15 protein-coding genes are annotated in these 18,123 nt (G+C 51.2%); 8 read left to right on the top strand and 7 right to left on the bottom strand.

The features are described 5' to 3' along the window. The first annotated feature begins 68 nt into the window (after positions 1–68). Together B156_RS0112605 and B156_RS0112610 are read left to right on the top strand one after the other, a co-directional pair. A complete protein-coding gene (locus tag B156_RS0112605) occupies positions 69–1,643 on the top strand; it encodes a sensor histidine kinase (RefSeq protein ID WP_018620083.1) in 1,575 nt (524 codons plus the stop codon). Then, positions 1,630–2,301 (top strand): response regulator transcription factor, encoded by a 672-nt coding sequence (locus B156_RS0112610; protein ID WP_483852519.1) that lies wholly within the window; start codon positions 1,630–1,632, stop codon positions 2,299–2,301. Before B156_RS0112605 ends, B156_RS0112610 begins: the two co-directional genes overlap by 14 nt. 100 nt (positions 2,302–2,401) lie before the next feature. On the opposite strand, the gene polA is transcribed toward B156_RS0112610, so the two are convergent. The 3 genes from polA to B156_RS0112630 all read right to left on the bottom strand — a co-directional run bounded on the left by polA (position 2,402) and on the right by B156_RS0112630 (position 8,019). Then, positions 2,402–5,494, bottom strand: a complete 3,093-nt coding sequence (polA, locus tag B156_RS0112615) for a DNA polymerase I (RefSeq protein ID WP_018620085.1) — start codon at positions 5,492–5,494, stop codon at positions 2,402–2,404. A gap of 270 nt (positions 5,495–5,764) precedes the next feature. Further along, positions 5,765–6,763 (bottom strand): fasciclin domain-containing protein, encoded by a 999-nt coding sequence (locus B156_RS0112620; protein WP_018620086.1) that lies wholly within the window; start codon positions 6,761–6,763, stop codon positions 5,765–5,767. 404 nt (positions 6,764–7,167) lie between these two features. Next, the gene (locus B156_RS0112630) at positions 7,168–8,019 is read right to left on the bottom strand and encodes a sterol desaturase family protein (protein WP_018620088.1); all 852 of its coding nucleotides are present in this window, start codon (positions 8,017–8,019) and stop codon (positions 7,168–7,170) included. A 190-nt stretch (positions 8,020–8,209) separates the two neighbouring features. Between B156_RS0112630 and B156_RS0112635 the strand changes: the two genes are divergently transcribed. Continuing rightward, complete coding sequence (locus tag B156_RS0112635) at positions 8,210–8,419, top strand: type II toxin-antitoxin system HicB family antitoxin (protein ID WP_018620089.1); 210 nt, start codon at positions 8,210–8,212, stop codon at positions 8,417–8,419. Continuing rightward, positions 8,416–8,571 (top strand): type II toxin-antitoxin system HicA family toxin, encoded by a 156-nt coding sequence (locus B156_RS32155; protein WP_018620090.1) that lies wholly within the window; start codon positions 8,416–8,418, stop codon positions 8,569–8,571. Before B156_RS0112635 ends, B156_RS32155 begins: the two co-directional genes overlap by 4 nt. Before the next feature lie 112 nt (positions 8,572–8,683). On the opposite strand, the gene B156_RS0112645 is transcribed toward B156_RS32155, so the two are convergent. Next, positions 8,684–11,662, bottom strand: coding sequence for an outer membrane beta-barrel family protein (locus B156_RS0112645; RefSeq protein ID WP_040585577.1), 2,979 nt, complete (start codon positions 11,660–11,662; stop codon positions 8,684–8,686). Between the two features lie 49 nt (positions 11,663–11,711). Then, the gene (locus tag B156_RS0112650; RefSeq protein WP_026260799.1) at positions 11,712–12,548 is read right to left on the bottom strand and encodes a GLPGLI family protein; all 837 of its coding nucleotides are present in this window, start codon (positions 12,546–12,548) and stop codon (positions 11,712–11,714) included. Between the two features lie 121 nt (positions 12,549–12,669). On the opposite strand from B156_RS0112650, the gene B156_RS0112655 reads away from it, so the two are divergent. Continuing rightward, the gene (locus tag B156_RS0112655; RefSeq protein WP_018620093.1) at positions 12,670–13,413 is read left to right on the top strand and encodes a helical backbone metal receptor; all 744 of its coding nucleotides are present in this window, start codon (positions 12,670–12,672) and stop codon (positions 13,411–13,413) included. A 5-nt stretch (positions 13,414–13,418) separates the two neighbouring features. Beyond that, the gene (locus B156_RS0112660; RefSeq protein ID WP_018620094.1) at positions 13,419–14,441 is read left to right on the top strand and encodes an AraC family transcriptional regulator; all 1,023 of its coding nucleotides are present in this window, start codon (positions 13,419–13,421) and stop codon (positions 14,439–14,441) included. Position 14,442: 1 nt separating this feature from the next. Here B156_RS0112660 and B156_RS0112665 read toward each other — a convergent pair whose 3' ends face one another. After that, entirely contained in the window at positions 14,443–14,787 is a 345-nt protein-coding gene (locus B156_RS0112665) for a DUF4260 domain-containing protein (protein ID WP_018620095.1), read from the bottom strand. Between the two features lie 70 nt (positions 14,788–14,857). Beyond that, entirely contained in the window at positions 14,858–15,889 is a 1,032-nt protein-coding gene (locus tag B156_RS0112670) for an NAD(P)H-binding protein (protein WP_018620096.1), read from the bottom strand. Between the two features lie 73 nt (positions 15,890–15,962). Here B156_RS0112670 and B156_RS31390 point away from each other — a divergent pair, with 73 nt between their 5' ends. Both B156_RS31390 and B156_RS0112675 read left to right on the top strand, forming a co-directional pair. Next, on the top strand, positions 15,963–16,154 hold the full coding sequence (locus B156_RS31390; protein WP_157627026.1) for a hypothetical protein: 192 nt from the start codon (positions 15,963–15,965) through the stop codon (positions 16,152–16,154). A 74-nt stretch (positions 16,155–16,228) separates the two neighbouring features. Then, complete coding sequence (locus tag B156_RS0112675; protein WP_018620097.1) at positions 16,229–18,091, top strand: ABC transporter ATP-binding protein; 1,863 nt, start codon at positions 16,229–16,231, stop codon at positions 18,089–18,091. Positions 18,092–18,123 lie beyond the last annotated feature (32 nt).

An 18,123-nucleotide genomic window follows, 5' to 3' on the forward strand; every position in this document is an offset into this window, starting at 1 on the left:
AACAGGATAAGATAGAGGTAAAACTACAAAAAAGATTACTTTTACTAACTCACTTTGCGTCAATTCCATTGACTGATTTACCCGACGATAACGAAAAAAATGGCCTGGGAATTCCCGTCCGGTTCACGCATCTGTACATGACGTGGCTTATAATTCTGGCTGTTTTGCTGACAATGGGGCAGGTATTGACCCAATCGCGCATTCGGTCTATCCAGGAGGAACTGCTGGTTATCCGGCACGCAGCCCTGCAAAGACACCAAAGCCAGCAGATTGTGAAACAGGCCCTGCTGCTGGCTGATCCCGGCGAGCAGAACAGATTCGTTGAAAACGTGGGCGAATTACGACGACTGTTTCCCATTTTCGAAAAATACCACCTGCAAAGCCGGGTAGGTAATATCAGCAATCCTAAAGTCAGGATTATCAATTCGGATGCAGTACAGCAACTTTATGCAGGAATTCGACCACAATTTGAAGCATTTCAGCAAAGTAACCGTCGGCTGATGCAGTTGCAGCACCCCGATGAAATTAAACGGCCCGATGTACAGGCTAGCCTGAAGCTATTGCTGGCGAATGAAAAGCCATTTCTGGAAAAAATGGATGGCATTGTTCTGGAGTATAACGCTGAATTGAGAAATAAACTTAACTCAATGCAATCCGTTGAGTTCTACCTTTACCTGTTTACGGGATTAGTGCTTATTGGTATTGGCTGGTTGATTTTTCGGCCCGCTGCTCAAAAACTGAAACAGGCATTTGAGCAGTTGGTAGAAGCCGAAAGCCAGACAACGGCCGCCAACAAAAAGTTGCTTAGTGCAAATCGATCGTTGAAAGTGACCCGGCAGAAACTGTTTGATGCCACAAAACAACAGTATGAGCAACAAATAGATCAGCAGAAAATCCGAACATCCTACCTGATTGCCGGTCAGGAAGAGGAACGCAAACGGCTGTCGCGTGAACTGCACGACGGTCTTGGGCAAATGCTAACGGCTATTAAATTACAGATAGAAGGACTTGAAGCCGGGCTCACCCGGGCCGCCAGCGAACAGAATACCGGAATAACGTACTCGGCCAATCTGAAAACGCTGAAGAGCTTAGTGACACAAACCATTCAGGAAACCCGTACGATATCCAACAATTTAATGCCCAGTGTATTGAGCGATTTTGGGGTGGTACCCGCCATTAAAATGCTGGCCGATCATGATCGCAGTGAAACGATGGATGTTACGTTTAAAACGAATCTGGCAACCAACGGCCCTCGCTTAGATAAAAACATTGAAATTATGTTGTACCGGGTAACCCAGGAAGCGGTTAGCAATGCCGTCAGGCATGCCAATCCGACCCACATAACGATTGAACTAAAGGAACGGGGACACTCTTTGCAGTTAGTGATAAGTGACGATGGAACGGGTTTTCAGATGCCTGAAAAAAAACAGCTCAGTGAACCAGTACAATCGGTTCAGGAGTTAAACAATTTATTTAGTCGAATCGATAAATCGCGCCCCCCCTCTCAGGGCTTGCAGAATATTCAGGAACGAACCAAACTGGTTAACGGCAAGTTTAAGATCAATTCCAGTCCGGGGAAAGGGACAAAAATACAAATTACCGTACCTTATCAAACGAGTTTTGCTCAGTATGACACCTACTAAATTAATGCTCGTAGACGATCATTCAATCGTTCGTGACGGCATCCGTCTCTTGTTGGAGCAAGCCGAAGGGCTGGAAATTATCGATGAGGCCAATGATGGGGAAGAGACACTGGATAAATTGAAAATACATCAGGCAAATACTACACTACCCGTACTGATTCTGATGGATATTTCGCTGCCCGGCATGTCGGGAATTCAGACGACGCAGGTTATCAGCCGGTTGTATAAAAGTGTGCGGGTACTCATGCTGTCCATGCACAACAATGAAGACTATATCCTACGGTCAGTTGAGGCTGGTGCTTATGGATATATACTGAAGGACTCATCGTCCGACGAAATGATTAAAGCGATCCGCACCATTGCCAGCGGAGAAAAATACTACAGTTCGCCCGTTGCATCCATCATTCTGAGTGGCTACATGCAACAACTGAAAAAAGGAAGTCGGCACGGCCGCACCGAGCGACAGTCGAAACTTTCCAACAAAGAAAAAGAAATTCTTCAATTTCTGGTGGATGGCATGAGCAGCCGCGAAATTGCCGAGAAACTCCAGCTCAGCGTTCGGACGGTCGATAATCACCGGGCCAATATGATGCGTCGGCTACAGGTACGCAACGCGGCTGAATTAGTTCGGATGGCGGTTGAGGATAAGTTGATTTGACTTTCTGCCTGACCCGAGGCAATTCGGGTCAGGCAGAATAATTCTTTCCTTATCGAGCAGTAACTCACGAGTAATCGGGTGTGAGCTATCGCCTGCCAATCTAGTGCGCCAGTAGCCAGTTTTCGGCGATGCCGATACCCGTTTCCATCCTTACGCCCATCGGAATGGCGTTTTTCATAATATCGTCGACACGGGTGCGTAGCAGTTCGATTTCGTCGCGGTGGGCGTCGAAGACCAGTTCATCGTGTACCGTCAGAATCATTTTGGATTTCAGCCGTTCCTGCCGCATGAATTCGTGAATACGGATCATGGCAATCTTGAGCATGTCGGCGGCACTGCCCTGAATGGGGGCGTTCACGGCATTGCGTTCGGCAAACATGCGGTCGGTCTGGTTGCGGGAATTAATGTCGCGCAGGTACCGCCGACGGCCCAGAATGGTTTCGGCGTAACCAAAGCCCCGCGCCTTTTCTATACACTGCTCAATGTAAGCTTTCACCGCCGGGAAACCGGCGAAATATTCCTCAATAATCTGCCCGGCTTCCTTACGTGGAATCTTGAGCCGTTGTGACAGCCCGAAGGAGGAAATACCGTAGATAATACCGAAGTTAATGGTTTTGGCCTGTCGGCGCATCTCGCCTGTTACCTCATCCAGCCCAACGTGAAACACTTTACTGGCAGTTTGGGTGTGAATATCAACGCCGTTGTTAAAGGCTTCCAGCATGGTTTGATCCCCGCTGAAGGCTGCCATAATCCGCAACTCTATTTGCGAATAGTCGGCCGACATAATCAGGAATTCAGGACCACGGGGCACAAAGGCCTTGCGGATTTCCTGACCGCGCGGGGTCCGAATGGGAATGTTCTGTAAGTTAGGATTGGTGGAAGACAACCGCCCGGTGGAAGCTACTGCCTGATTGAACGATGTATGAATCCGGCCATCACGCTTGCTGATGAGCAATGGTAGGGCGTCGACGTAGGTATTTTTGAGTTTTATTAGTTCGCGATAGTCCAGAATTTTACGGGCTATCTCATGTTCCGCTTCCAGTTTCGAGAGAATTTCTTCGCCCGTAGCGTACTGACCTGTTTTCGTCTTTTTGGCGTTGTTGTCCAGCCTTAGTTTATCGAAGAGGATTTCGCCCAGTTGCTTCGGGGAGCCGACGTTAAAGGTTTCACCGGCAATGGCAAAAATCTCCTGCTGCACCTGCTTCATATCCACATCGAGCGTGGCCGACAGTTCGGCCAGGGCATTGGTGTCTATTGTGATACCTTCCAGTTCCAGGTCGGCCAATACCTGCACGAGTGGCATCTCTACCTGTTCGAACAACTTATGCAGGCTATCCTTTTCGAGTCGTGGAGCAAATGTTTCTTTAAGCTGAAGCGTAATATCCGCATCCTCGCCCGCGTACTCGACCACTTTCTGCACGTCTACATCGCGCATGGTCAACTGCCCTTTGCCTTTTTTGCCAATCAGGGCTTCAATCTCAACCGGGCTGTAGTTCAGGTACGTCATGGCCATCATATCCATGTTGTGCCGCATCTCCGGCTCAATCAGGTAGTGGGCAATCATGGTGTCGAAAAGTTTTCCCGCTACCTCCACGCCGTATTTTTTCAGCATGAGCAGGTCATACTTTAGATTCTGCCCGATTTTACCAACGGCCGGGTTCTCGAATACGGGCTTGAACGCATCAACAATAGCCTGTGCTTGCTCCCTGTTTTCGGGTACGGGCACATAAAAGGCTTCCCCGGCCCGGTAGGCGAACGATAAGCCTACTAAATCGGCTTCAACGGGGTCAATGGCCGTTGTTTCGGAGTCGAAACAGATGCTGGTCTGGAGACTCAGGTAATGCACCAGACTAGCCCGCAGTTCGGGCGTGTCGACCAGCCGGTAATCGTGTTTGACGGATAAAATCGTTTTGCGTCGCTCCGGCTGCACCTCGTCTAGTTCGTAGTCGGGATAAACATCGAGGTACGCGGGGGTACCACTGTCCGGTGCTTCGGTCGCCGTAACGACGGATCGTTCCTGCCCAACGCCATCGTCCGTCGTTACGGTGTCGGTTACCTGGGTGGGTGTCGCCTGAGATGCGGAAGCTACCGGTACACGAACCGGCGTTTTCTTTGCCGTCTTCGGTTTTTCGGGCGCACTGTCTGACCCAAAATCGAACGGCAAATCCTCCGCTCCCGACGGGTTAACTGCTCCCATATTGGGAAACGGCAGGAAAGCGGGCGCATCTGGAGAATCGAATAGATTCATCTGGGCCGAAGCAGGCCGTTCCTGTCCGGTTTTGAAAGCATCGGGCAATGGTTTTTCGTCGTAACCAGCTCCCAGCAGCCGGGTTTTTATTTGCCGAAATTCCAGTTCATCCAGCAAAGCCGCCAGCCGTGGTTTGTCGTATTCGGTATGCCGCAGATGATTTTCATCGAACGGAATGGGCACGTCCAGGTGGATAGTTGCCAGTTGTTTCGACAGTAATCCCTGCTGTCCGAAATTGACCACGTTTTCTTTGAGTTTCCCTTTGAGTTCGTCGGCGCGAGCAATCAGGTTTTCGACCGAGCCAAAGTCAGCAACAAGCTTTTGAGCCGTTTTTTCGCCCACACCCGGAATCCCCGGAATGTTATCGACCGAATCGCCCATGAGGCCGAGCATGTCCGTTACCTGGTCGATGCGTTCAATCTGCCAGCGGTCCAGTATGTCGGTCACTCCCAGTTTTTCGGCGGGTTTACCCATAAAGGCGGGCTTGTAGATGTGAATATGCTCTTCTACCAATTGCCCGTAATCTTTATCGGGGGTCATCATATACACCTCAAAATCAGCCAATGCCGCCTTCTTTGCGATGGTCCCGATTATATCGTCAGCTTCGTAGCCATCCAGAATCAGCATGGGAATGTGCATGGCTTCCACAATTTTCTTGATGTAGGGCATGGCCACACTGATATCCTCTGGCTGCGACTGCCGGTTGGCCTTGTACATCGGAAACTGCTCGTGCCGGAACGTCTTCTTCGATGAGTCGAATGCTACGCCGATATGGGTAGGCTTTTCTTTGGTCAATACCTCCATCATGGCATTCATAAAGCCAAAGATGGCCGAGGTATTGATGCCACGTGAGGAGATGCGGGGAGATTTGCTAAAGGCAAAATGAGCGCGGTAGATAAGAGCCAGCGCGTCTAACAAAAACAGTTTTTTTTGTGGTTTAGCCATTCGAAAGTAGTCACAGGTCGATAGGCCAAAGGTCGAAAGTCTTACGGACAATCACGCATTGTTGACCCGACAAATTGAGGATTTAAACAGGCTAATTCCTGTCTAAATAGAACAGAACCCGGGGGCTTTTGATTCCTGCCCTGTCGTAGAGTCTCCGTAGTGTGGGGTTCTTGAAATCAATACTACGGTTCTGGAATCACGACAAAAAACAGGCTACCCTGCTAAGGATGGCCTGTTTTTTGTCGTGGGTTAATAGACCTTGTAAGGTGCTTACTGTGGCAGCAGCAGTCTGTCGATAATATGGACCACCCCGTTCGTGGCTGTAATGTCCGGCCCAATAATGTTGGAGGGTGTAGTACTGTTCCCTTTCCCCGTAACCGTTAAGGCCGTGGTGCTGGTACCGGCAGTAATTGTTCCACCCTGTAATGTACTTAGGCTGGAACCAGCGGTAATCAACGGCGTATAGGTCCGGCCGTTCAGTACATGGTAGGTTAGTAGACTGGTCAGAGCCGGTACAGACGCATTGGCGATAGTCGTTGAATCATACCCGACGGCTTTAAAAGCGGCATCCGTTGGCGCGAAAACGGTTAACGGTGTTGTGGCCGTCAGCGAACTGCCAATGCCCGCTTTGGTTACGGCAGCCTGTAATAGCTTAAACGAAGCTGTAGGTAGCAAAAGGGGGATACTCTGAATCGTAGCTGCAATGTTGCCAAAAACAGGCGGTATCAACACCCGATCAATGGCATAAACTACGCCATTGTTGGCCTGTCCGTCGGCCTGTACCACGTGCGCGCCGTTGACGGATAATTTAGTGGCGTTTGTGGACGTTCCCGATGCCACTTTCGAGATATAGATGACCCCGGTGGGTAATAACGTATTTTGTACGGTATTCACGGCCAGTGGTACATCAGTTGACCCAATCCGGCTGCCAAGTACGTGATATTGCAAAACGGATTTCAGCAAATCGACAGGGGCAGCATTAACGGCTGCCGCATCAACGTAGCCGAAAGCTCTGAACGCGTCGTCCGTTGGGGCAAACACGGTGTAGGTTCCGGGTTGACTTAGTGTGCCATCCAGACCGGCCCGGACCAGTGCCGCTTTGAGTAATGTAAACTTACTTCCACCATTAATTAGGTCAGTAATTGAGGTTAGGGTTGGGGTTGTACTGTCCTGCTTGCTACAGGCTGAAAAGGTGATGGTTAAACCAGTCAGCAGGAGGACGAACAAGCCACGTTTTTGCAGCATCAGGGTATACCGATTACTAGGCATGATTAATTACAGGTTGTTTTGTGTATTATGGAAGAAGAAACCGATTGATTGGAGAACGCCCTAATCATGGTATTGTTTTCCACTTTCGTGAGTAACGCTGAATACCAGAATATCCGGGACAACTATTCAGTCAAAATGCTGTGAGACAAGGAAAGATGCCCGATATGAATAAACGATCTGTTCGCTGTTTTCCCCGAAAACACCTTTATCCCAGTGTTGCCCATTTACTATTTTCTATCCTTACGCTGCTGTTTGCCTGACCTTATACACTTGACCTCACCATAAACGGCGATACTATTTTCTGGTAGGAGGGTGAACGCATTGAGCAACAGGGAAAATGAAAACTGGAAGACCATGACATAAACTACCAGCATACGCTTAACAAAATTGATTGTCCGGCTACTTCATTGCTGTAGCTCCTTTTCGGGAACCCGCTCCCCAACGGGTGGTCGATAGGGCTGAAACGGCATTTTGAGCAAGCTGCCAATGTGGTTGTGCTCGTGCGGTTCGGGGTGGGTGTCGATGCCATAGTGCAGGTCCATACCGGCCATTTCGTGATACGTACCAAACAGCCAGTCCCAGTACGGAAAAATGTTGCCGTAATTGGTGTTCGTAACCGGCAATACGTAATGGTGATGAACGTGGTGCATATTCGGCGTTACGATAAACAGACTGAGCACCCGATCAGCCCAGCGGGGAAGTTCAATATTGGCGTGGTTGAATTGCGACAGCAATACAGACAGGGCCTGATACATAAACACCAGCCACATGGGCGCACCCGTGAGCAAAATAGCCAGCGTCGTGAAAATAAACCGGACAACGCTTTCGCCGGGGTGATGCCGGTTTGCCGTGGTCGTATCCATATGCACATCGGAGTGGTGAATCAGGTGGAAACGCCACAAAAACGTAACCTTATGCTGCGTCCAGTGGGCCAGCCACGCGCCTACAAAATCCAGCGCCAGCAAGCCAGTCAGCATCTCAGCCCACAGCGGCAGCCTGACCCACTGTAATAACCCCACCCGATGCTGAACGACCCAGTCGCTGGTTTTGAGCAGGATAAAAGCCAGGGCGAAATTGATAACGATAGTCGTCAGCGTAAAGAAGATATTGATACCCGCATGCCGAAACTTATGATAGTTGAATCGAAACAGGGGAATTGCACTTTCAATCAGCCAGAAAATAGTGATGCCTCCCACCAGAATCAAACTCCGGTGCAATGAAGGAATATGCCCAAAATAGTCTATGATCTTCTCCATAAACGTTGTGTTGTTTTTTCTGGCTATTGTACAAATATACGCAGTTGTACAGAGATTATTTTGTGGGAAGTGATGAGTCATGGCAACTTACAGTGTTCACGTTTGGCCATACTCATCGCTCCACTGCTGTCATAACTTCGGCTATATTTTAGTAGGTTTGACAACAAACCGTTCAGACCGAAGCGTACCGATGAAAGAACTATTTTTTTTAGTCGAAGAAGATCCTGAAGGGGGCTATACTGCCCAAGCTGTTGGAGAGAACATCTTTACGCAGGGAGAAACGATGGCTGAACTAAAATCCATGATTCGAGACGCAGTAACCTGCCATTATGACTCAACCGAACAACAACCTACCTTGATACGATTGCATTTTGTGAAAGAGGAAGTGTTCGCGTTATGAAAATTCCACGCAGTCTGACCGGGCTGGACTTAATAAAACGGCTAAAACCGTTTGGCTACGAAGTGGTTCGACAAACGGGTAGTCATATCCGAATTCAGACCTTGCAAAATGGGCAACATTATGAAACGATACCCCGGCACGACCCCATCTAGATTGGTACGCTAAACAATATTTTGAAAAATATAGCCGAGCATCTTGGTTTAAGCAAAGATGCATTGGCCAATGAATTATTTGGATAAAAAGCGGGGCGGTTTTTTAAAATCGTTAGCCATTCCGCCGGTACCCGCCCCCCTGTCCCCGGCCATTGCCATTACCCCTATTCCGTTCCTGAAAGGGGTCGCGGGGAGGGGTGATGCCCGCACCGAATTTGCGCAGGTTGTACACGAAGCTTACCATGAAATACCGGTTCAGTACCCGGCTTCTGACTTCCTCCGTATAGGTGTCGGTTACGTTCCGTACGATGCTCTGATTCTGGTTCAGTAAGTCGAACGCCTGAAAGCGTATCTCCCCCTGATTCTGCTTGAACAACTGCCGGGCCAAAGTAGCATTCCAGAGCGTAAACGACTGATTATAGCTAGCTGAACTGCCGCCGTAGTGGTTGTAATACACATTGGTGGAGAATGTAAAATGAAGCGGGAGCTGGTAATACACATCCAGCGTAACAGTCTGATTTAAAAACGTCGTGTTTTGCTGAGGTTGCAGCGAATACTTCGCCGATTGCCAGTTGATGTTTCCCCCCAGATTAAGGTCCAGTTTCTCCGTAAAATTGGAACTTATGCTCACCCCCTGCCCAATAAGCCAGTTTTTGGCCCGGTTCGACTGACTGTTCACAAAGCTCGTACCTGTATTGTAGGTCAGGTTAGTCGTCAGGTTCAGGTTTGCTTTCTGCTCGCTGAACCTAACGGGTTGCCCGATCACAAACGAGCCATTGACGGTATAATAACCATCGGTATTGACGGGCCGGGTCGTCTGGGCACCCGACGGGGTAAATGTGGTTGAGTTAACAATCTTGTTATCTGTCCGGCTGGCGTTCAGAAAGACAAACAGATTCCGGAACGTAGAGGGCTCAAACCGATTGAAATTCAGCGAGAGATTGTGGCTGTATTCGGGTTGTAAAGCCTCGTTGCCAAGCTGAATATTTAGCGGATTCGTATTGTTCGGAACTGGTTGTAGCTGACTGACCGATGGTGCATTGACGCGGGTACGGTAGTTGAGCCGCAGTCGGCGATTCTTGCCAAAGTTGTAGGTAAACAGGGCGTTGGGCAGGATGTTGGTGAACGCCCGGTTCAGGTTGGTTTCGCGGCTGAGGTTGTTAGAGTTCAGGCTTGCCTGCTGCCCATCTACCCCAAACGCATAGGTGTATTTCAGCCGTTTGGTTTGCCAGGTTAGCCCCGCCCGGTTGGTTACGTAGTCGTTCACAAACCGGTTGGTAAGGGTCGTGTTGAGTACGTCGTATTGCCGGGTTGATTCATTAAAATCGTTGACGGCCCGGTTTGAGGTATTGTGGTTATTAGAGAGGGTATAGTGAAATTCCAGTGTTTGCCGCAGCGAGAGGGGTTCGGAATAACTGATGTTGACGCTGTTCGTCATGGAGCGCGTTAGCTGATTGTTTAGCTGGTTGATACGCTGGGTAAACAAACCGCTGCTATCCGCACCGGTAACGGCCGTTCCTGAACCGGCAGTGCTGGAAATGGGGGCGTTGGACCGGGCAAATCTGTTTTCCGACTGATTGATGCCGTCGTTGTTCTGGTTGTTCATCGCCACGTTCCAGTTCACCGAAAACGTCCGTCCCGCTTTTCGGAACTTCCGGAACAGCAGCAGCGAGTTATTGCCCGTAAAGCCGTTGCCCGTCGAGTTGTAGTTGGTTATACTGGAGTTGGCCTGTACGCCCTCGGCACTCACGGTTTGCGACTGGCTCTGGTTGCTGTAGTTAGCGTTCAGCCACGACAGACTCGGAATGACCCGAATGGTAGTCAGCGTATCGAGCCGGTAATCGAGCCGCAGGTTGACCCGGTGGTTGGTGTTAGTATTATCGGAGCCATTGGTTCTGTTTGTCACGAAGGAGGAGTCGACACGGGCGGGTGTTCCCGCAGTACCGACGTTGGGCAACACGTTTTGCCGGCGACTGCTCTGGCTTGTGAGTGTGTTGGTATTACTGGCGTTGTAGCTACTCACCACGTCAATTTTTTTGCCCCAGCCGTCGCGGTAGTTGATACCAGCCGCCCACGACTGGGTAATGGCGTTGCTGCCCACCTGCCCCTGATTGCTGACGTTTCCGCCACCCGGTCCACCGCGCACCACGTTTCCACCGCCCCCTCTACCACCGCCCTGACCCTGCCCGGCCCCTCCGAAGTTACTGCCCAAACCCAGGTCCTGAGCCGTAAAACCCTGCTGATTGATATTATTAGCCATGCCCAGCATCGAAATCTGCCGACCGTTATTGAACTGGTTCAGGCTCACCCGGCCGGAATAGCGCAAATCGTCACCAGTTTTTGGTCCGGCGCCGATGGTTTGCTGCCCAAAGGAGCCTTTACGCTTGTCTTTTTTGGTGGTGATGTTGATTGTCTTCTCCCGATCGCCATCGTCCACGCCCGAAAAAGCCGATTGTTCCGAGGATTGGTCGAAGAGCTGTACTTTGTCGATGATGTCGGCAGGAAGGTTACGGGTAGCCATTTTTGGGTCATTGCCAAAGAAGGGTTTGCCATCGACCAGTACTTTTTGCACACTTTGCCCCTGGGCTTTTATGTTCCCATCACGGTCTACCTCCACGCCCGGCAGTTTCTTGAGCAAGTCCTCCACCTGCGCGTTGGGCCGGGTTTTGAATGAACCCGCATTAAATTCCAGCGTGTCGCCCTTTACGGCAATGGGTGCTTTTTCCCCCTGTACCGCTACTTCCATCAGGGTCTGTGATTGCGACACCAGGTCAATTGTTCCGGCATCGGCATCGGGTCTTTCGGTGGTAACCGATATTCGTTTGGCGCGGCTCTTGTAACCCACGTAGGTGACCAACACCCGGTATTGACCGACCGCTAGTTTTGGAAAAACGAACCTGCCGTCCCCATCGGTAATGCCAAACGTTACCAGCGACGAATCGCGGGCTGACAGTAGTGACACCGATGCTTCCATCAGTGGCTTTCGGGTCAGCGAATCGACCACCGTTCCACTGATACGCTGCGCGAAAGCCGCATTAACAAAAAATGTACAATGCACAATGAATAATGTGCTCAACAGCAGGCGTTTCATCGTAAGTAGTTTTTCACCGTACACTATACATTCTTCATGGTGCATTTTATTAGTTGTTACCCCGTCGCTGAAATCCGCCTTCCTGCATCATTTTCTGCCGAAAATCGGCCATGCCCTTTCGGCGCATTTCTTCCAGTTCATCGGCCGATACAACTTTGGCATCTTTAGGTGGTTGAACGGCCGTTTCGGCAACGGCTTCCGTCGAGACGCCCGTTGCCTTAAAGGATTCCGTGTCCGACTCAATTTGTAGCACTACACCTTTTGGCGGGGTCAGGTCGGCCACGGGCGAGTAGGTGAAGGGCAGTTCTGTGGTGTACCAGATGGTGTACGGTTGTTTGCGTCGCGTGGCGGTGGCTTTCTGGCAGGTGTATCCCGCAATTTTCTTCGTCTTTGATGCGGTTTGCCAGTCGGTTGCCTCCGGCATTGGTTTTTCGGAACGGTAGACCTGCGTCGTCGAATCTTTCTTTACCGTCAGTACATCGATGTGCTGTCGGTTCGCCAAATCCAGGTATGTCTGCTGCTCAAATGGGGGTGTCCTCCGCGTTGTACGGGGCCGGTCTCCGCCACCAGGACTACCCGCGCCATCCGGCCCGCCAACCGTCCGGGTCATCATCATATTCTGCGGCCGGTCGCGCTCTTCCTTGGCCATCGTCCCGGAAAAGACCAGTTTTTGCGTAAATGACATCACTTCCGGTGTACCTTCCGGGGCATCGGGTGCACCGGGGCTACCCGGACGAACCTCCTGTCCGTTGATGACCATCCGCATCTGCGAACGGTCAATCTGGCGCATACCTTCGTAAGTGATTTTGCCCGATGTGGGCGATTGGCCGAATAAATTTGTCAGCGACAAACCAGCGGCCAATGTGAGGCAAAGAACTTGTTTCATGGTTGAATGAGGGCTTGTGTTAGTAAACGTTGCACATTTTATTTAACTCACCGTTAAAATTTTGTTAAATGCGGTTAACTAGTAATCCAATGGCGAATTTTAGCCGTTGAATTACATTCGTATGGCTCCAAAACGCATTATTTCCGTAGTGCCCTCGCAGACCGAATTGCTCTTCGACCTGGGGTTAGATGAGGAAGTCATTGGCATTACCAGGTTCTGTATTTATCCGGCCGATAAAGTTAAACAAAAGACGCTGGTTGGTGGCACGAAAACACTGAATATCAACGCTATTCATACGCTGAATCCTGATTTTATCCTGGCCAATAAGGAGGAGAATACGCGGGAACAGATAGAGGCACTCCAGCAACGGTACACCGTACACGTTACCGATGTAAACACCCTGCCCGATGCGCTGGCTATGATTCGGGAAGTAGGAACGCTGGTTGGGAAACGTATCGAAGCCGAAGCACTGGCAAACCAAATTGAAAATGCCCTGCTTCCGTTTCCGCCGGTCCCCGGTCTTACAGTGGCGTACCTCATCTGGCGAAAGCCGTACATGGTGGCGGCTGCGGGTACGTTCATCCACGCCATGCTCGAACAGGCAGGTTTCCAGAATGCCTTTGCGGGACAAACGCGCTACCCGGTTGTGTCGGCCGATGCGCTGAAATCGGCTCAGCCCGACCTTATTTTTCTGTCGTCGGAGCCGTATCCATTTGGTCAAAAACATGTAGCGGAGTTACAAGCCATTTGCCCGTCGGCGCGGATACGGCTGGTGGATGGCGAAGTATTTTCGTGGTACGGGAGTCGGCTGTTGCGGGCTTCGGACTATTTCAGGAACTTGCGTACCGGAATTGTTACTGTATAACTCAAGTGAAAACCAACGATACACTCTCCATTGCTTCGGTCAATCTGCTGCTTTTTGTCGCACGGCAACGCGGGGTCGATGCCGATGCGCTGGCCCGTGCTGTGGGCATCAGTTCCGAACAGTTGCGCGACCCCGACGGGCGCGTGCTTGTCCGGCAGATACAGGCTCTCTGGCGGGAGATCACTGCCGCCACCGGCGACCCGAATATTGCCCTGCAACTGGGTGAACTGGTCAATCCGGTTTCCATCGGTGTGCTGGCGTATGTCATGATGCATAGCCCTACACTGGGTGGTGCCTTCGAAAAACTGTGCCGGTACCAGGACATTGTTTGTGAGGGGATCCGCACAACCGGACAGTTGACCCCGGCTGGTAATCAGTTCGTTCTGTCGCTACACATCATCAGTGCCGATATCATTTATCCGCAACACACGCTCAACTCCGAACTATCCATATACCTATCCGCCATGCGGGCCCTGACGGGGCAGCGAATCACGGCCGATGCTATTCACTTCGCATACCCAAAGCCGGTTGATACCCGGGAACATGAGCGCGTATTTGCGCCTGCCAAACTTACCTTCGATGCGCCCGAAACGGCCATGATTCTCGATGTCAGTCTATTGAACATCCCCGTTCTGAATGCCAATCCAAGCTTATCGATACTGTTTGAGAAACACGCCGATACCATTCTTAAACAGCTCAAAACGCCAACCTTACCGTCGCGGGTGAAGGGGGAGATCATGTTGCTCATGAGGGGAGAAGAACCAACCCTGGCCACCGTTGCCGACCGGCTGGCTATGGGTGTCCGTACAATGCAGTTACACCTGAAGGAACTGGGGACCTCCTATCAGCACATCCTTGATGAAACCCGCTATGAACTGGCAGTCAGCCACCTGCGTGAACAGCACATGAGTACCACAGACATTGCCTACCTGCTGGGTTTTGCCGAGCCTAGTGTCTTTTTTCGCTCATTCAAGAAGTGGGCGGGGCAAACGCCGGGTGCCTTTCGGCTGGCGCAGGCAACCGCCTGATTCATAAACTTTCCAGACTGGTGTGTTTAAAGCTATCCGGATATTTCAGGCCGTAGCCCATGATACGGTCCATACTCGAATGAGCGAAGAGGATAACACCCATCAGGATCAGTATCTGGCTACCTATCATCAGGCCCAGTAAACCAATGACGATGCCCAATCCTTTATGATGCGCAATATTATACAAAACCGCGCCCACAGCAGGATTGATGAGGTAGCCAATCATACTTATATCAGGTACCAGAATGAGGGCCGGAAACCACCACCAGGCGAAATCAAGGCGGGAGAACAGGAAAATAGCACCCAGAAACTGAATTAATTCTTCGGACTTCAATAGCGTTTTCATTGGATTAATAGTTTGTCGTTTATAATGTACTTTGTGCTCTTTGCGCCTTTACCTTCTGCGTTCTTTGCGGTTAACGTTTGTTCTCGACGGGCGTAAATGGCTTTTTCAGCTGGCGTTCCGAAAACCAGGTCAGCGTGTCGTTCAGGGCCTGCTTCATGGGGGTTGGCTGAAAATCGGGGAAGAGTGACCGTACTTTTTGGTCATCCAGCACAATTGTGTTTTCGTAGAGGTAGAGCATCTCTTTTACTTCCCGAAGCACAGGCATGAATAGTCCCAATGCGTTAATAAGAAACCGGCTGTACACCTGAATCTTGAGAGGTTTTCCCGTCAGCCCGCTAATATGCCCAAACCACGCCCGCATGGATGGTAGTGTTGTTCCGCCATAATTCCAGACTTCGTAGGGGTTCGATTTTACGGTTCCCCTCGTGTTCCAGTCCCGCAATATCAGCCGGGCAATAAGTTCAGCGGCATCATTGGTATACACGGATTGATGGGGTATGTCAGTAGTTAGAAGCCAGGGGAGTGCCTTGCCAGTCAGGGCATTTTCGAAAATAGGACGTACGCCGTCGTTGAGAACATTTGGCCCCCAAAAATCCGGTAACCGTACGTTGAGCACGCGGCACTTCCCGGCTTCGGCAGCCTGCTCCAGCATCGTTTCAATTTCGACCCGCAACTGTCCCTTTCGAGTACAGGGTCGGGCAGAGCTATCCTCCCGAATTGGCTCTTTGGTATTACCGAAATTGTACACATTGCCGGGGAAAATGATGGTAGTCCCGCCCGAATTGGATCCGCTTCGACTGGCAGCGTCGATAATTTTCTGCGTGGCCGTATCCATATTCCCAAACCACTGATTGTACGGATAGTTGATGCCGTGAAAAATAAACTGTTTATCGGCAGCAAGGTGGTCGAGCAGCGTAGCATCCTGCACATCGCCTTCCACAATCGTGAGCGTTGGCGCATTTGGAAATAGTTTTTCAGCTTTGGCCCGATTGCGGACAAGGATGGTAACGGGCCATTGCCGGGCCAGCAGATTGGCCGTTACGGCATAGCCGATGCTGCCGGTAGCGCCCAGAATAAGGACAGTAGGGTTGGTGGTGTTCATTATGTTTTTGCGTTGATTAGTACGCTACAAAGGTCAGGCTACCCGCTTATTCAGTTACTGACGAACGACGAAAATGGGAGTGACGAATAACGAAAATCGGCGTGTTTCCGTAGCCAGAAAGGTTGTTGTTCGCTCCGATAGGGTCTACACCTCAAATAATGCATCCGAAACTAAAAAGTACCCTTACGGCCAATGGCTCCGGATGGGGGGCGACATAGCGTTACGCTACATTTACGCCCGGCGGGATGGAGCGAAAAAGTACTGATAGGGCCCCTTTCAGGCGTGTTCAAGGGGCTCCGACCAATGAACTAATCTCCCGCTCGTCTTGTCCTTTCAAATATGGCAAAATCTGAAAATGCGCGGAGCAGCGTCGCCAATGCAAAAGACGAGCTAAGCTGGCGCGAACGCTTTGCAGCACTGAGTAATCTGCCCGCTTTTTTCAAACTGGTCTGGGCCGTTTCGCCGGGCCTGTTTATAGGCAACGCAGCCCTGCGGTTAGTGCGGGCGGCTATTCCGGCATCGGTGCTGTACATTGGCAAGCTGCTTATCGACGAAGTGGTGCGATTGGCCGGGCAAACTGACAAAGACACGACTTTTTTGTGGGAGTTGGTAGCTGCTGAATTCGGGCTGGCTATTCTGTCAACGGCACTGGCCCGGGCCGTTTCGCTCATGGATGGGCTGCTGGGCGATTTATTTGCCAACAGCACCTCTGTCCGGCTCATGGAACACGCAGCCACGCTTGACCTGGAACAGTTTGAAGACGCTACGTTTTACGACAAACTCGAACGCGCCCGGCGGCAGACGACGGGCCGTACGGTATTGCTGTCGGGGGTGTTTGGCCAGGTACAGGAGCTTATTTCTGTCGCCTTCCTGGCGGCTGGTCTGGCGGTTTACAATCCCTGGCTGCTGCTTCTGATTCTGGTCGCGGTGACCCCTTCGTTTATCGGCGATAATTATTTTAATCAGCGCAGTTACTCCCTGTCCCGCTCCTGGACGCCCGAACGGCGGGAACTGGATTACCTGCGCTACGTGGGGGCTAGTGATGAAACGGCGAAAGAGGTCAAAATTTTCGGTCTGTCGGGGTTTCTGGTCGAGCGGTTTCGGACCCTGTCGGATGGGTTTTACCAGAAGAACAAAGCGCTCGCGCTGAGCCGGGCGGGATGGGGTGTGTTACTCACGGCCCTCGGCACGGCGGGTTACTACGGAGCTTATGTCTGGATTGTGCTACGGGCTACAACGGGCCAAATTTCCCTTGGCGACCTAACGTTTTTGGCAGGGTCGTTCCGGCAGGTGCGTGGTTCGCTGGAAGGCATTCTGTTGCAGTTCAGCAGCCTGACGCAGGAAGCCATCTATTTGCAGGATCTGTTCGATTACTTTGCCATTGAACCCCTTATCCATTCGGCCAAAACAACCCGCCCCTTTCCCCAGCCCATCAGAGAAGGGGAAGCGGCACTCCGATTCGAGTTTGAGAATGTCGGTTTCAAGTACACTAACTCCGAACGGTGGGCCTTGCGCAATCTATCGTTCGCCCTCGAACCGGGCGAAAAACTGGCGTTGGTTGGCGAGAACGGGGCCGGAAAAACTACGCTGGTCAAACTACTGGCCCGGCTTTACGACCCCGCCGAGGGCCGGATTCTGCTCAACGGGTACGACCTGCGGGAGTATGATTTGCTCGAACTCCGGCGTAACATCGGCGTAATTTTTCAGGACTACACCCGTTTCAAAATGTCGGCCGGGATAAACATTGCCGTTGGGGATATCGACGAACGTACCAATCAGCCGCGCATCGAGGTATCCGCGCAGCGTAGCCTGGCCGACAGCGTTATTGCCAAACTGGCTGGAGGGTACGACCAGCAGCTGGGGCGTTCGTTCGGTAAAGGCGTCGAACTGTCGGGAGGGGAGTGGCAGAAAGTTGCCCTGGGGCGGGCGTACATGCGTGATGCCCAGCTTATCATTCTGGACGAACCCACGGCCGCCCTCGATGCCCGGGCCGAGTACGAAGTGTTTCAGCGCTTTGCCCAGTTAACCGAGGGCAAATCGTCAGTCATCATCTCGCACCGGTTCAGCACCGTTCGTATGGCCGACCGTATTCTGGTGCTGGAAAACGGCACCCTGCTCGAAATTGGCAGTCATTATGAATTACTGGAGAAAGATGGTCGTTACGCCGAGTTGTTTGGCTTGCAGGCGCGGGGATATCAGTAACTCATTTGCTGGCAGAAATTAGCTGTAATCAG

Source organism: Spirosoma luteum DSM 19990, from assembly GCF_000374065.1.
In the GTDB taxonomy this organism is placed as follows: Bacteria; Bacteroidota; Bacteroidia; order Cytophagales; family Spirosomataceae; genus Spirosoma; species Spirosoma luteum.

Bases quoted from the DNA above. Each gene is read 5' to 3' on its own strand.
- B156_RS32155 (WP_018620090.1), top strand. From the start codon at position 8,416: ATGAAAATTCCACGCAGTCTGACCGGGCTGGACTTAATAAAACGGCTA.
- B156_RS31390 (WP_157627026.1), top strand. From the start codon at position 15,963: ATGGGAGTGACGAATAACGAAAATCGGCGTGTTTCCGTAGCCAGAAAG.
- B156_RS0112645 (WP_040585577.1), bottom strand. From the start codon at position 11,662: ATGAAACGCCTGCTGTTGAGCACATTATTCATTGTGCATTGTACATTT.
- B156_RS0112650 (WP_026260799.1), bottom strand. From the start codon at position 12,548: ATGAAACAAGTTCTTTGCCTCACATTGGCCGCTGGTTTGTCGCTGACA.
- B156_RS0112630 (WP_018620088.1), bottom strand. From the start codon at position 8,019: ATGGAGAAGATCATAGACTATTTTGGGCATATTCCTTCATTGCACCGG.
- B156_RS0112670 (WP_018620096.1), bottom strand. From the start codon at position 15,889: ATGAACACCACCAACCCTACTGTCCTTATTCTGGGCGCTACCGGCAGC.
- B156_RS0112610 (WP_483852519.1), top strand. From the start codon at position 1,630: ATGACACCTACTAAATTAATGCTCGTAGACGATCATTCAATCGTTCGT.
- polA (WP_018620085.1), bottom strand. From the start codon at position 5,494: ATGGCTAAACCACAAAAAAAACTGTTTTTGTTAGACGCGCTGGCTCTT.
- B156_RS0112635 (WP_018620089.1), top strand. From the start codon at position 8,210: ATGAAAGAACTATTTTTTTTAGTCGAAGAAGATCCTGAAGGGGGCTAT.
- B156_RS0112655 (WP_018620093.1), top strand. From the start codon at position 12,670: ATGGCTCCAAAACGCATTATTTCCGTAGTGCCCTCGCAGACCGAATTG.
- B156_RS0112665 (WP_018620095.1), bottom strand. From the start codon at position 14,787: ATGAAAACGCTATTGAAGTCCGAAGAATTAATTCAGTTTCTGGGTGCT.
- B156_RS0112620 (WP_018620086.1), bottom strand. From the start codon at position 6,763: ATGCCTAGTAATCGGTATACCCTGATGCTGCAAAAACGTGGCTTGTTC.
- B156_RS0112675 (WP_018620097.1), top strand. From the start codon at position 16,229: ATGGCAAAATCTGAAAATGCGCGGAGCAGCGTCGCCAATGCAAAAGAC.